Below are 13904 nucleotides of genomic sequence, written 5' to 3'. Positions count from 1 at the left end.
TAGAGCTTTAGTATTAGCTTTATGATACATTAAAAGTCAACTTTAGGGGCATTTAAGACATTTTTATTACTTTTGTTGTAAAGTCAATCCTCCAAAAAACCACAAGATTATGAGCAAGAAAGTAGGTTTAATCGTTCCTCACGACTATAAATTATTAAGTATAGCCGCAATTTTAGAAGTTTTTGAAACGGCTAATAAATTAAGTCCGTCTACTGACAAGCCATTTGAAATTATGGTTTTTCAACTGGCAGAACAAATCAATCAGAAACATTTGTTTGGATATGAAATTAATTCTATCGAGGATTCTGATAAACTTTTAGAGCTCATTTTGATTCCGGCTTTTACTACTGATAATATGAGTGAAATGATTGCGAAGAATAAAAAATTTATTCCGTGGCTGCAGAAACAACATCGGGCTGGAGCTGAATTGGCAAGTTTTTGTACGGGTGCATTTTTGTTTGCTGCTTCGGGATTATTAAATGAAAAACTGGCCACTACCCATGTTGATGCCTGCAGTGCTTTTACAAAAGCTTTCCCGATGGTGAAATTAAAACCTGAAGAAACTTTAACGGCCGACGGGAGTTTGTATACCAGCGGCGGATCTACCTCAACGTTTCATTTATTGATTCTTTTGGTTCAGAAATATTGCGGAAATGAAATTGCAGTGCAAATAGCGAAGATTTTCTCAATTGATTTAAACCGATACAAACAAAGTTATTTCAGTACTTTTAGACCGAATCATTTGCATAATGACACTCTGGTTGCAATGCTGCAGCAAAAAATTGAAAGTCAGTATCACAGCATTGAAAAACTGGAAGAAATTACCAAAGATATTCCAACAAGTGCCAGAAACATGACACGACGTTTTAAACAAGTTACAGGAATTCCGCCAATTGAATATTTGCAGAATATTAGAGTTGAAAGCTCAAAGAAATATTTGGAACAAACACAGCTTTCGATTTCAGAAATTATTGAAAAAACCGGATATAACGATCCAAAAGCTTTTAGAAAAGTTTTTTATAAAATGGTAGGCATGAAACCTATTGAATATCGGGAGAAGTTTAGGGTTCAGTAGTTTTTTTAGAAGCAGAAAATTCCCTTTTCAAAATAACCTTTAGTCCTGCTCTGCACTATATCTTTTGCTGTGAACCACACAGCAAAAGGATGCCGTTTCGATCAGGGCTATTTGAGACGTTCCATTTTCATAATTTTAAAATAAAAAAACCTGTTCAAATAAATGAACAGGTTTGATAAAATGAGCATCGTTATTTTTCTATTCTCGACTTCTTCTTTTTCTTAATTGAAGCAATCTAATTACTAACTCTCTCTATCTTTTAGTTGCTTTAAAAAATAAAACACGCTTCCAACTCCTAAAACAAATAGAATGGGATAAAAATAATTTATAACATAGTAAGTATCGCCAATATTTAAAGTAAAATAGATATCAGAGAAGTAAAAATAAGCAAATAGTAAAATGCCAATTATTAAGAATATTAAAAAATTATTTTTCATTTTCTGTTATTATTAAATTATTAAAAAAAAAAGCATTAAACATTGTAAAAACATCCAAAGTCTAAATACTGAAAACTAATATGTTATAAACAGAACTCCACCTCCTTTAATAATATAGTCAAAAGCAAATATTTTCTCTTTTAACAAAGAAAAATACATCACAGGATTACTTTTACTTACCAAAATAAAAATACTATTCGTTTTTTTTGAAAAAATAATCTTATCGTTTTTGTAGTCTTCATATCTTACAATTTAAAAATTGGCAGGATTCAATAACGAGCTTTTTTCTTTTTTTATTTTTTTCAAATGCCTATTTAGGATTTTTATTCGATCAGCAATGGAATACTTTACATTACTAATCGGTTCAAAATATATATAGTTATCAGCTACAAATTTTGCTGACTTATTTTCAAAAAAAACATTTTTTACAAAATTGTTTACAACTAATGTTTCGTCTGATCTATTTTGACCAATGACTGTAATTGTTTTGAATAACAATATTATAATTATTAATATAGATTTTTTTACTTTCATTTTGGTATTCTCCTTTCATCCATTTTAGAATAATTCATAATCTCCTAATACAACACACCACATATTATTATAAATATTGCACTTATATTAATGTAAAATATAATCATAAACAGTTTCAACAACTTTCCACTTATCATTTTCTTTTGTCATAATTATGATTTGATTTCTTTGAATTCCACTTGTACCCGTAATACCTTCAGAAAACTCAAAGATTATATATTTATCATTTTTATAATACATAGGCTCAGAGATAAAATATACATCCATTTGATTATTTTCATATTTATCAAAAAAATTAAAAGTCCACAATCCTTTTCTATTTTGAAAAATAAAATTATAATTAGGAAAATCCGCAGATTTCCAATCTTTCACAATAGTGTCCGTGGAGTAAGTTTTATACATTACTTTCCATGCTTGCTCTTCAAACAATGGGCTTCTATAATTAATAGAATAACTTGAGATTTCATCTCCTCCGTAAAAAATTCGTAAAGCGCTTTTATTTTTCTCCTTTTCTTTAATTACCATCGCTTGTCTTTTATTATCAATACCTCTGCTTTGCAAATAATCTTCAATACATTGATAATTTTTCAAATTAGTCTGTGCACAAGAAACAAAGCTATTAACAACAATTAAAACTAGTATTAATTTAGTTTTCATCTAATATTTATTTACATGGTTTACCTACAGGAATTTGATTCCCACGAGATTTATTATATTTTTCTATTGACCCTCTCGAAAGTATTCTATTTCTATCCTTATAGTTTTTATGATTAGGGTCGTTTGGATAATTTTTATTAAATATGTAAGTCCCTTCAAGACCTGCCCAAGCAATATCAAGATAAACCTGATTAGGAAATCCAGAAACAACAGGAAATCCTGTCTCAAATTCTTGTATACTTGATGCAATAGAATTTACGTATTTTGTAGCAATCAACTCATGTTGGGCATCAACTTTCGCTTGAGAACTTCCTGCAGGGATTTTTTGTGTAATATATGCGTCATAAATTGTAGGAAAATCACAAATTTTAGATGTTCCTAACACTTTATATTCATCAACAACACTCAACAAATATGCATGAATTATTTCGTGAGTTAATGTAGTTGCCAATGATAAAGTTGTTGGTGGAGAATTTATCTCTCCCTCTAGAACCCCATTAGTGTATCTTTCGTTAAGAGTAATATTATAATTAAAATTCGATATCGCTACTGTCTCTGCATCATTATTAGAATTTGTAACAACTCCAGTTTTAAAATTTATTGTTAATATCGAAGAATTTGAATCAAATTTTGAAATCATATCAGCAATATCACTTTGCTTCAAGTTCTTTAATTTATCTAAAACAGATTTTGTACAAAGATCTAATTTGTCAGAATTAATATTCTTTTTTGTTATTTGAGCATTTGTCAAGGCAGTCGTGTTACTACCGCTTCCTCCACCTCCTCCACCATAACCTGAAGTATAATCTTCAGAACTCCCACCCATATAATCCGTACCTCTTCTTGAGACATAATACATTGAGTCAATATAATTATTTTGAACAACTACTGTTCTTAATTGTATTCCTCCAACTGTCACTGATGTATCATCATCAAAATTAGATTCTTGAGGTACTTTAGCAGTAGTATTTTTTACAGCGAGCTTATCTTTAGATAAAATTTCTACATCGCCATTTTCTACAATCTTGTCATTTACAAATTTTGCCGCTTTTATAAAACCAGTTTTTAGATCCCAAACACTGATATAACCGTTAAAGTCATTTGAATTAGCATTTGCTGAATTTTCAGGATAAAATTCATATAATAAAGCCTTATAATTATTTTTATCTATTTTATAAATGTAAAGTCTTTGTTCCCAGTTTTCATCTTGAACATTTTTTTCCTCTACAATTGGAACCACAATTAATTGTGTACCATCCTTGCCTTCTTTAACTTCGGCTTTTTGCCACTCATAATTTAAATTTTGAAACAATTCAAGATTATCGCCATTTCCTTCATACTTACTAAACCATGTTTTGGCCGATGCTAAATTTGTGTCATCATTTTTTAAGAAATACTCATCGTTTTGGCATCTGGAAAAGATTACAGCAATTACCGAAATAACACTTAAAATCACAATTTTTTTAATGTTTTGCTTCATAATTTTATTTTTGAATGATTATTATTACAAAACAAACATATGAAATAAATTCTTACAAAGAAATAAAATATTAGTGATTTTAGAAAATATTCGAAAATAGGTTGAAGTCTTAACAAATTGCATAAAAAAAACCTGCTCAAATAAATGAGCAGGTTTAAAAGTGAAACTTTGTCAAAGTTATTTAGAGGTTTAAGAAGCAATTTCCATTCGCTTCAATAAGTTTTTACTTAAGGTATGTTCTGCATAATCTTTGTCGATTAATAAAACTTTATCGTCAGAACTTGGCAGTTCGTACATTGCATCTGTTAGGATTGCTTCGCAAAGCGAACGTAATCCACGTGCTCCTAATTTGTATTCTAATGCTTTGTCTACAATAAAGTCTAAAGCTTCATCTGTAATGGTAAATTCAACTTCATCCATTAAAAATAATTTCTGATATTGTTTTACCAATGCATTTTTAGGCTGTGTCAAAATAGCACGAAGTGTTTCTTTGTCTAAAGGATCCATGTGTGTCAATACCGGTAAACGACCAATGATCTCCGGAATCAAACCAAAATCTTTAATATCTTTTGGAATAATATATTGAAGCAGGTTATTTTTATCAATATTGTCTACATTTTTAGATGTAGAATATCCAACTGCCTGACGGTTTAAACGTTTAGAAATAATACGTTCTACTCCATCAAAAGCTCCTCCTGCAATAAACAGGATGTTTTGAGTATTTACCTCAACAAATTTTTGGTCCGGGTGTTTACGTCCTCCTTTTGGCGGTACGTTTACAACTGTTCCTTCTAATAGTTTTAGTAAAGCTTGTTGTACACCTTCACCAGAAACGTCACGTGTTATGGATGGATTATCGCTCTTACGGGCAATTTTATCAATTTCGTCAATAAATACGATTCCTCTTTCTGCTTTGGTTACATCATAATCTGCAGCTTGTAAAAGACGTGTTAAAATACTTTCAACATCTTCTCCTACATAACCAGCTTCTGTTAATACTGTTGCATCAACAATTGCTAAAGGAACGTCTAACATTTTTGCGATTGTTTTAGCAACTAATGTTTTTCCTGTTCCGGTTTGACCCACCATAATGATGTTACTTTTTTCGATCTCTACCTCATCGTCTAATTGCTGCTGCATTAAACGTTTGTAGTGATTGTAAACCGCAACCGACATTACTTTTTTTGTCTGGTCCTGACCAATAACGTATTGATCCAGAAAAGCTCTGATTTCTTTTGGTTTCTTTAAAATTAAGTCGCCAACAAGTTTCGCGCTTCCGCTTGATTTTAGTTCTTCTAAAACAATTCCGTGTGCCTGTTCAATACACTTATCACAAATATGTGCATTAATACCGGCAATTAATAAATTAGTTTCTGGCTTTTTTCTTCCACAAAACGAACATTCTAATACTACTTTAGCCATTCTTTTTTAGTTACTAAGCTGCAAAGTTACTAAGTTTCTGAGATTTATCACTAAAACCTCAAAAACTTAGTAACTTATTAACTTATTTATTTTTGTTCCAAGTTTAAAATGTTTGAAATTTCAGGTCAACTACATCAACCTGAAACTTTAAACTTTAAACTTATTTAACTCCTTCTCAACACTTCATCAATCATTCCGTATTCTTTTGCTTCTTCAGCGATCATCCAGTAATCGCGCTCACTGTCTTTGTGAACTTTATCAAAAGTTTGTCCTGAGTGCTGAGAAATGATGTTATATAATTCGTCTTTTAATTTCAACATTTCACGTAAGTTGATTTCCATATCCGTTGCAACACCTTGTGCCCCTCCAGACGGCTGGTGAATCATTACACGTGAATGTGGCAGGGCCGAACGTTTTCCTGCTGCTCCTGCACATAATAAAACTGCTCCCATAGAAGCTGCCATACCTGTACAAATTGTAGCTACATCTGGTTTAATAAATTGCATTGTGTCATAAATTCCTAGTCCTGCGTAAACGCTTCCTCCAGGAGAATTTAAATAAATCTGAATATCTTTTGATGCATCAGCACTTTCTAAAAATAATAACTGAGCCTGAACGATATTAGCGATTTGATCGTCGATACCTGTTCCTAAAAAGATAATTCTGTCCATCATTAATCTTGAAAAAACGTCTAATTGAGAAATATTCAACTGACGTTCTTCGATGATATATGGTGTCATATTCGTTGGGTTCATCGCTGCTATGATTTTGTCATAGTACATAGCGTTTACTCCTTGGTGCTTTGTAGCAAATTTTTTGAATTCTTTACCGTAGTTCATATTTTTAGTTTAAAGTTTGAAAGTCTAAAGTCTGAAAGTGACTTAAACGAATTAAAACAAAGTTCATACCTTTTTATAAAGGATGCCAATTTGTCTTCTTTTTTTTTTTTAAAGTTTTATACTTGGAAATTTAAGAAATAATAATTCAAAATTACAAGATTATATAATAAAAAGAGCGTCAAAAATATCTTTTGACGCTCAAATATAACTTTTTTTATCTTTCAGTTTCTGTAATAAAATCTTAAATTTTGAAATAGCGCTTTTACAGTATTCCCGTCAACTTTTGACTTTATAACTTTCGCCTTTAGACTAAAATTTATTCTCCGTAAGAAGCTGCAATAAATTCTTCGTAAGTAACTTCTTTAGTTGTTGGATTTGCTTTCTCTTTAAATAAATCTAACAATTTAGCTGCTACAACCTGCTCAGAAAGTCTTTTCACTTCTTCCTGGTTAGATAAAACTCTAGCCACGATTCCCTGAACTTCTTCGTCAGTTGGATTTGTTTGTCCAAATTGAGCCATTTGCTGTCTGATTGCGTTTGATGTAAACTCTTTCAAATCTTCAAATGTAATTTGGATATTACTTTGAGCCATTGCTTTTCCTTCAATTAATTGAAAACGTAAACCTTTTTCAGATCTTGCGTATTCAACTTCAGCTTCTTCTGCAGAAAGTTTTTTCTCTCCAACAGTCTGCAGCCATTTTTTAAGGAATTCAGCCGGTAAATCAAATTTTGTATTTTCGATTAGGAAATCCTGAACGTCTAATAATAATTTTTGGTCAGCTTGCTGTGCAAATTGAGCTTCAGCATCTTCTTTAATTTTAGCTTTTAAGTCTTCTAAAGAAGCTACTTTTCCTTCACCAAAAAGTTTGTCAAATAATTCCTGGTTTAATTCTGCCAATTCAGCACCGTTGATAGCTTCGATTGTAAAGTTAACTTCGATATCTAAACCGTGAACATCATCATGAGATACTTTTAAGTAATCCATTAATTGGTGATCGTCTTCAAATAAACCTTTTGTGCTTACTTTAACAACATCTCCAACTTTTTTACCAATGAATTTATCTCCGGCTTTTTTGTTGAATGTAGAAACAGAAATTGTAGTTGTATTGCTGATTCCTTTTTCTTCGTTTGTAAAAGTTCCAGTTAAATCAGAATCAGCATCTGCTTTATCCTGAGGAATTGCTTTTCCAAATTGCTTTTGGATACGCTCTACTTGTCCGTCTATTAATTTATCATCAGCAGTAACGATATATTTTACGATATTGTTTTTAGCTTCTAAATCAATTTCGAAGTTTGGCACTAAACCAATTTCGAATTCAAAAGTTAATTCTTCTGCATCCCAATCAAGGTTTTCGTTTACTTTTGGAAGAGGAGTTCCTAAAAGATTTAATCTTTCAGATTGTACAAAACGCTCTAAAGCCAAATCAACTACTTTTTTAATTTCTTCTTGTTTAATACCTTTTCCGTATTGTTTTTCAACAAGATCTTTAGGAACTTGTCCTTTTCTAAATCCTTTTACTTGTGCCAAAGGCAATTTTTCGTTGATTCTTTTTGCCACTTGACCTTTATAATCCATATGAACAACGTTCATTACAATTGTCTCGTTTACAGCGTCTATTGCTACTCTTTTAATATCCATCTTCTTCTTTAATTTACATAATAAAATTGGGTCGCAAAATTATAAAATTTTTGCAACCCAACCAAGTTTTTAATCTATTGTATTTGAAGCAGTTTTATGTGCTTTTAATTTTGTTTTATTTATCGTCTCCTAATATTTTGTAAGTAATTGACTGAAGAATAGACAAAATAATACTGAAAAACAAAGCTGTCCAGAATGATTCGACTGCAAAACCTCCCACAATATAAGTACATAACAGAATAATAATTGCGTTAATAACCAATAAAAACAGTCCCAGCGTGATAACTGTAACCGGAAAAGTCAATATTACCAAAATTGGTTTTATAAAAACATTTAACAATCCTAGAACCACTGCAACTATAACAGCCGTGGCAAAACTGGCAACATGAACTCCTGGTAAAAAATTTGCGATCAACAAGACTAAAGCTGCTGTGACAAGAAGTCTTAGTATTAATTTCATAACTTTTTCTTTTAAAATTTTAATAAAAGTAATGATTTTTTTCTAATCGTATCCTTTGTTCAGAAATGGCTTGTTGAATTAAAATTCAAGGCTGTTTTGGCATATTAATTTGCTTCAATTCATATTCTCTCTGATAATCTTTTACTGTTTTTCCTTGTCCGTTTGGTTTCCAGCCAGGAGCATAAAACATATATTTCAATCGGTTTTGCCAGCCAATATTAGGCTGTTTTATATCTTGCCACATTTTTTTCCATTCGTAAAATAAAAGCTCAAAGGCACCATCGCTTTTTGGCTTTGGATAAATTCCGAATTTTACGGGTATTTCTGGTTCTTCTTTCTGAAAAGTTCCAAACATCCTATCCCAAATTATTAATGCCATTCCCATGTTTTTGTCTAAATATTTGATATTTCTGGCATGATGTACCCTATGATGCGATGGTGTCACTAAAACCCATTCTAAAATACCCATACTTTTTATACTTTGTGTATGTACTAAAGTTCCATAAACCTGAAACAATGCGTAAGCTCCCATAATATGCCAGGGATTAAAACCTAAAAAAGCCAAAGGGGAAAAATACAAATAGCGGTAAAGCGGCTGGAAAACAGGCGATCTAAATCCGGTAGAAATATTATAGTATTCTGAGCTGTGATGCGTAATATGTACTGACCAAAAAAAACGTGATTTATGATCTACAACATGCAGTAAATAATAAGCGAAATCCTGCAGTAAAAAAACAGCTGCCCAGTAATACCAAATGTGAGTATTCCAAGAAAAAATGCGGTGTTGGAAAAAGAAAAACATAACCCCAAAAGCAAATGATTTCATTATAAAATCTAATGCAAAATTAAACACCGCAAATGTGACATTTACAAAAATGTCATTTTTAGTATACAGTTTTTTTTTACCAAAATGACTAAAGAGCATTTCGGCAAAAATCAAAAGGGCAAAAAATGGAGAGGAATACAAATAAATCAATCCTAAACCACTTTCCTCAAATAAATTATAAAAATTGAAATCCATTAAATTATAAACATTAAAATTCAAAAAGCAAATTTATGAATTTTAATGTTTATATGTAGGTTAATTCTTATTTTTTGGTTTCTCTGATTTCCAACTAATACTATATTGCTGAAAATAAAAAAATATAATAATTTACCCTTTCAAAAAAGCTGTTGTCAGTTCAAAAAACATTTTTGGATTTTCGGCATGAAGCCAGTGTCCTGCACCAGGAATAGTTTCTAGTTTAAAATTCAGAAACTGTTTTCTTATTTCATCTAAATCTGTATCTAAAATATATCCAGATTCTCCTCCTCTAATAAATAATGTTGGTTTATTAAAAACTAAATTTTCTGCCAAAGGTTTCCCGATAGCATCAAGATTGTTGTTGAAAACCTCAAGATTAAAACGGAAAGCAAGTTGTCCCGGTTCTTTCCAATATAAATTTTTCAATAAAAACTGGCGCGTTCCAAAATCTGAAACATATTGTGCAACGATTGCTTCAACATCATTTCGGCTTGGTTTTACAGAAAAGTCAACTGCGTTTAAACCTGCCAAAATATCCTGATGATGCTGTTTGTAAAATTTAGGGCCAATATCTGCCACAATTAATTTATCTACAAGATCAGAATGTGTCGCTGCAAAAAGCATAGCCACTTTTCCTCCCATCGAATGTCCAAGAATATCGATTTTTGTTAATTGATTTGCCTGGCAATATTCATATACATCCTGTACCATTGCTTCATAACTCCATTCGTTTGAATGAAAACTGCGTCCGTGATTTCTTAAATCTAAAATATGAACCTGAAATCCGGCTTCGACATATTGTCCTGCTAAGGTTTTCCAATTATCAGACATTCCAAGAAATCCGTGCATGATAATAAATGGTTTTCCTTCACCTTCTATTTTTGAGTATAACATTTAATTTTACTTTAAATATTTTTTTTCTTTGATATTCTTCATGAAATCTTTGTACAGCTCTGTGTAATAACTTTTTCGCAAAGATTTCACAAAAGGCTCATAAAATTATTATTTCAATTTATTCAAATACATATTTACTACATTATCCAAACCAAGATAAAGCGCTTCAGAAATTAAGGCATGCCCAATAGAAACCTCTAGCAAACCTGGAATATTTTGTTTAAAAAACTGAATATTATCTAAACTCAAATCGTGTCCTGCATTAATTCCTAAACCTAATTCATTTGCCAATTCTGCAGCTTTTACATACGGATCAATTCCATTTTTGTTTCCCAAATCATATTGATGTGCAAAAGCTTCGGTATATAATTCGATTCTGTCAGTTCCTGTTTTTTTAGCCCCTTCGATAATTTCTAAAACCGGATCAACAAAAATCGATGTTCTGATTCCGTTTCTTTGAAATTCCTGAATAACTTCGGTTAAATAAGCCTGATTATTTATTGTATCCCAGCCTGCAGAAGATGTAATGGCGCCAATTGCATCTGGAACCAATGTAACCTGATCTGGTTTACACTCTAAAACCAAATCAATAAAATTATGCTGCGGGTTTCCTTCAATATTATATTCTGTAGTAACAATTGCCTTTAAATCGCGTGCATCCTGATAGCGGATATGGCGCTCGTCCGGACGCGGGTGAATGGTAATTCCCTGCCCTCCAAAACGCTGAATATCGACAGCAACTTTTAATAAATCAGGCACATTTCCGCCTCGTGCATTTCGAAGCGTTGCAATTTTATTGATATTAACACTTAACTTTGTCATATAAATAGATAATTAATTCAAGTAACACTATATTTGTTACGGCAAAAATACAAAGTAAAACGCAGCAGTTTTTGGTATTTTTTGATTATTTTGCATCAAATATCTTCGATTGATTTATGACAGAAATTACAAACTATATCACAAATGATTTCAGAGCGATTGATAGTCAGGAAACGATAGCATCGATTCAGGACTTTTTTATTGATGTAAATTTTTCTCATTTCCCGATTTTAGAAGATGGGATTTTCATTGGAAGCATTTCTTCTGATGATGTTGAAACGTTTGATACCGATAAAAAAGCTATTGATTACAAATATACTTTGGAACGTTTTTTTGCCAGAAAATCAATGATCTGGCTGGATGTCCTGGAAGTCTTCGCAAAAAATCACACTAATATTATTCCAATTCTTGATGAAAATAACAGCTATATAGGCTATTATGAAATGGAAGATATTATGAAGTTTTTTCAGGAAACTCCATTTTTAAAGGAACAGGGAGGAATTATTATTGTTCAAAAAGGGCTGCTGGATTATTCGATGAGCGAAGTTACCCAGATTGTAGAAAGCAATAATGGTAAAATTTTAGGCTGTTTTGTTTCTGAAGCTGATGTAGAAAATGTTCAGATTACTATAAAAATAGGTTTGGGAGCCATGAATGAAATCATTCAGACGTATAGAAGATATGGTTATGAAATTATTTCAGAACATCAGGAAGATACCTATATTAATAATTTAAAAGAACGTTCTGATTATTTAGACAAGTATCTTAATATTTAAATTAGAAAATTGGTCAATGAGAAAATTAGAAAATGTTCTCAACTAAATAAATTATCAAATTAACACATTTCCTCATTATCTAATTAAGAAGAATGAAAATAGCCATTTACGGACAATATTATCAAAACAGTACCGAACCTATTATAAAAGACATTTTCTTGTTTTTCAATTCTAATAATGTAGAAATGGTAATTGAAGAAAATTTTCTTGACATGCTTTATGATAAGCAGCTTGTAAAAAAGGAGTATAAAACTTTTTCCCCAAGTACAACATTAGATAATAGTTTTGAAATGCTGATTAGTATTGGCGGTGATGGAACGATTTTGAGAGCTGCAGCTTTTGTTCGTAATTCAGGTATTCCATTATTAGGTATAAACGCAGGAAGATTAGGATTTCTTGCAAAAGTTCAAAAGGAAAATATTGACAGTCTGCTGCAATATGTCATCGATCAAAACTACACAACTTCTGAAAGAACTTTATTAGGATTAACCTGTGAACCTCATAATGATGCTTTTGAAGAACTTAATTTTGCCATGAATGAAGTTACAGTAAGCAGAAAAGACACTACTTCGATGATTACTGTTGAGACTTATTTAAACAATGAATATTTAAACTCTTATTGGGCAGACGGTTTAATTATTTCTACCCCTACGGGTTCTACAGGATATTCATTAAGCTGCGGAGGCCCTATTTTAACACCAGATGTAAAAAGTTTAGTAATTACACCTATTGCACCCCATAATTTAACCGCCAGACCACTTGTTATACCAGACGATACTGAAATTACTTTACGCGTAACCGGAAGAGAAGATCAATACTTGGTTTCATTAGATTCCAGAATTTCTTCGGTAAAAAATGAATCTATTCTTAAGATTAAAAAAACAGATTACAAAATAAAAATGGTTGAAATTCCAGGCGAAACTTTCTTAAAGACCTTAAGAAATAAACTGCTCTGGGGAGAAGACAAGAGAAATTAAACTCTTTTCTCCTTCATCACTATACGATAATACCACATTTTCTCGTTCTGCATATAGCGAATCATCATTAAATTGCTCAAAATCATAATGTAAATTGAAAAAAAAGCACATTTATCTAAAGGAACTTTGATTCGTATTGATAATTATTATATTTGCACGCAATTTTGAATTAAATGAAGAAAATTTTTAATTTATTGTTATGTTTTTTCCCTTTTATTACACTAAATGCTCAAATAAATGAGCTTGGTGTTTTTATTGGCGGAAGCAACTTTGTTGGTGATGTTGGAAGCACAACTTACATTAACCCAAATAAACTGGCTTTAGGTATTTTGTACAAATGGAACAAAAGCCCAAGACATTCTTACCGTTTCTCTTATACACAATCTACTATCACTGGGAACGATTTAGATTCTGACGAAACAGGACGCAGCAGAAGGGGATATCGTTTTGATAATGATGTAAAAGAGTTTTCTGCTGGTTTAGAATTTAATTTTTTTGATTTCAATCTTCATGATTACCACACAAAAATTACTCCTTATATATATTCAGGTTTAAGCTTTTTTCTTTATGATGGTTTATATCGTTATGAAACCAGCCCAAATGTTACGCAAAAAATCAACTCAAACTCATTTGCAATACCAATAACGCTAGGAATTAAATCAAATGTAACGCCGCATTTTGTTCTGGGAGCAGAGGTTGGGGCACGGTATACTTTTACAGATAATATTGATGGAAGTAACCCAAGTACCAGCAATGCAAACATTCTAAAATTCGGAAATTTAAATAATAATGACTGGTATGTCTTTTCAGGTATAACTTTAACGTATACCTTTGGACAAAAACCTTGCTACTGCGCAGAATAATAAAA

General features: G+C 31.4%; 14 protein-coding genes. 4 read left to right on the top strand and 10 right to left on the bottom strand.

Going from position 1 to position 13904, the window contains the following annotated elements; translation table 11 throughout:
• The first annotated feature begins 109 nt into the window (after window positions 1–109).
• The gene (locus tag LUU93_RS12880; RefSeq protein WP_232681533.1) at window positions 110–1075 is read left to right on the top strand and encodes a GlxA family transcriptional regulator; all 966 of its coding nucleotides are present in this window, start codon (window positions 110–112) and stop codon (window positions 1073–1075) included.
• Between the two features lie 689 nt (window positions 1076–1764).
• On the opposite strand, the gene LUU93_RS12875 is transcribed toward LUU93_RS12880, so the two are convergent.
• The 10 genes from LUU93_RS12875 to LUU93_RS12830 form a co-directional block, all read right to left on the bottom strand.
• Window positions 1765–2046: a hypothetical protein gene (locus LUU93_RS12875; RefSeq protein WP_232681532.1), complete on the bottom strand. Its 282-nt coding sequence runs from the start codon at window positions 2044–2046 to the stop codon at window positions 1765–1767.
• Window positions 2047–2133: 87 nt separating this feature from the next.
• A complete protein-coding gene (locus LUU93_RS12870; RefSeq protein ID WP_232681530.1) occupies window positions 2134–2703 on the bottom strand; it encodes a hypothetical protein in 570 nt (189 codons plus the stop codon).
• Between the two features lie 7 nt (window positions 2704–2710).
• A complete protein-coding gene (locus LUU93_RS12865; protein WP_232681529.1) occupies window positions 2711–4183 on the bottom strand; it encodes a hypothetical protein in 1473 nt (490 codons plus the stop codon).
• Between the two features lie 189 nt (window positions 4184–4372).
• The gene (gene clpX / locus LUU93_RS12860; RefSeq protein ID WP_073489066.1) at window positions 4373–5605 is read right to left on the bottom strand and encodes an ATP-dependent Clp protease ATP-binding subunit ClpX; all 1233 of its coding nucleotides are present in this window, start codon (window positions 5603–5605) and stop codon (window positions 4373–4375) included.
• A gap of 164 nt (window positions 5606–5769) precedes the next feature.
• Window positions 5770–6444, bottom strand: a complete 675-nt coding sequence (clpP, locus tag LUU93_RS12855) for an ATP-dependent Clp endopeptidase proteolytic subunit ClpP (protein WP_073489064.1) — start codon at window positions 6442–6444, stop codon at window positions 5770–5772.
• Between the two features lie 316 nt (window positions 6445–6760).
• A complete protein-coding gene (locus LUU93_RS12850; RefSeq protein WP_232681528.1) occupies window positions 6761–8083 on the bottom strand; it encodes a trigger factor in 1323 nt (440 codons plus the stop codon).
• A 115-nt stretch (window positions 8084–8198) separates the two neighbouring features.
• Window positions 8199–8543: a phage holin family protein gene (locus tag LUU93_RS12845; RefSeq protein ID WP_232681527.1), complete on the bottom strand. Its 345-nt coding sequence runs from the start codon at window positions 8541–8543 to the stop codon at window positions 8199–8201.
• Between the two features lie 85 nt (window positions 8544–8628).
• Entirely contained in the window at window positions 8629–9564 is a 936-nt protein-coding gene (locus tag LUU93_RS12840) for a sterol desaturase family protein (RefSeq protein WP_232681526.1), read from the bottom strand.
• 132 nt (window positions 9565–9696) lie between these two features.
• Window positions 9697–10461 carry an alpha/beta fold hydrolase gene (locus tag LUU93_RS12835; RefSeq protein ID WP_232681525.1) on the bottom strand — a complete coding sequence of 255 codons (765 nt, stop codon included), beginning with the start codon at window positions 10459–10461 and terminating at the stop codon, window positions 9697–9699.
• Between the two features lie 108 nt (window positions 10462–10569).
• A complete protein-coding gene (locus tag LUU93_RS12830) occupies window positions 10570–11283 on the bottom strand; it encodes a pyridoxine 5'-phosphate synthase (RefSeq protein ID WP_232681524.1) in 714 nt (237 codons plus the stop codon).
• A 116-nt stretch (window positions 11284–11399) separates the two neighbouring features.
• On the opposite strand from LUU93_RS12830, the gene LUU93_RS12825 reads away from it, so the two are divergent.
• The 3 genes from LUU93_RS12825 (at window position 11400) to porG (ending at window position 13899) form a co-directional block, all read left to right on the top strand.
• Window positions 11400–12059 (top strand): CBS domain-containing protein, encoded by a 660-nt coding sequence (locus LUU93_RS12825; protein ID WP_232681523.1) that lies wholly within the window; start codon window positions 11400–11402, stop codon window positions 12057–12059.
• A gap of 92 nt (window positions 12060–12151) precedes the next feature.
• A complete protein-coding gene (locus LUU93_RS12820; RefSeq protein ID WP_232681522.1) occupies window positions 12152–13036 on the top strand; it encodes an NAD kinase in 885 nt (294 codons plus the stop codon).
• A gap of 173 nt (window positions 13037–13209) precedes the next feature.
• Complete coding sequence (gene porG, locus LUU93_RS12815) at window positions 13210–13899, top strand: type IX secretion system protein PorG (protein WP_232681521.1); 690 nt, start codon at window positions 13210–13212, stop codon at window positions 13897–13899.
• Window positions 13900–13904: the final 5 nt, after the last annotated feature.

The organism is Flavobacterium soyae (genome assembly GCF_021245985.1).
Classification (GTDB): domain Bacteria; phylum Bacteroidota; class Bacteroidia; order Flavobacteriales; family Flavobacteriaceae; genus Flavobacterium; species Flavobacterium soyae.
The sequence above is the reverse complement of the archived record's forward strand: the minus strand, read 5'-3'. Positions and strand labels throughout refer to the sequence as shown.

What these genes read in the sequence shown, in the direction of transcription:
- LUU93_RS12865 (WP_232681529.1), bottom strand. Translation starts at nt 4,183, where the DNA reads ATGAAGCAAAACATTAAAAAAATTGTGATTTTAAGTGTTATTTCGGTA.
- LUU93_RS12850 (WP_232681528.1), bottom strand. Translation starts at nt 8,083, where the DNA reads ATGGATATTAAAAGAGTAGCAATAGACGCTGTAAACGAGACAATTGTA.
- LUU93_RS12875 (WP_232681532.1), bottom strand. Translation starts at nt 2,046, where the DNA reads ATGAAAGTAAAAAAATCTATATTAATAATTATAATATTGTTATTCAAA.
- LUU93_RS12820 (WP_232681522.1), top strand. Translation starts at nt 12,152, where the DNA reads ATGAAAATAGCCATTTACGGACAATATTATCAAAACAGTACCGAACCT.
- porG (WP_232681521.1), top strand. Translation starts at nt 13,210, where the DNA reads ATGAAGAAAATTTTTAATTTATTGTTATGTTTTTTCCCTTTTATTACA.
- LUU93_RS12830 (WP_232681524.1), bottom strand. Translation starts at nt 11,283, where the DNA reads ATGACAAAGTTAAGTGTTAATATCAATAAAATTGCAACGCTTCGAAAT.
- LUU93_RS12845 (WP_232681527.1), bottom strand. Translation starts at nt 8,543, where the DNA reads ATGAAATTAATACTAAGACTTCTTGTCACAGCAGCTTTAGTCTTGTTG.
- LUU93_RS12840 (WP_232681526.1), bottom strand. Translation starts at nt 9,564, where the DNA reads ATGGATTTCAATTTTTATAATTTATTTGAGGAAAGTGGTTTAGGATTG.
- clpP (WP_073489064.1), bottom strand. Translation starts at nt 6,444, where the DNA reads ATGAACTACGGTAAAGAATTCAAAAAATTTGCTACAAAGCACCAAGGA.
- LUU93_RS12825 (WP_232681523.1), top strand. Translation starts at nt 11,400, where the DNA reads ATGACAGAAATTACAAACTATATCACAAATGATTTCAGAGCGATTGAT.
- LUU93_RS12870 (WP_232681530.1), bottom strand. Translation starts at nt 2,703, where the DNA reads ATGAAAACTAAATTAATACTAGTTTTAATTGTTGTTAATAGCTTTGTT.
- LUU93_RS12880 (WP_232681533.1), top strand. Translation starts at nt 110, where the DNA reads ATGAGCAAGAAAGTAGGTTTAATCGTTCCTCACGACTATAAATTATTA.
- LUU93_RS12835 (WP_232681525.1), bottom strand. Translation starts at nt 10,461, where the DNA reads ATGTTATACTCAAAAATAGAAGGTGAAGGAAAACCATTTATTATCATG.
- clpX (WP_073489066.1), bottom strand. Translation starts at nt 5,605, where the DNA reads ATGGCTAAAGTAGTATTAGAATGTTCGTTTTGTGGAAGAAAAAAGCCA.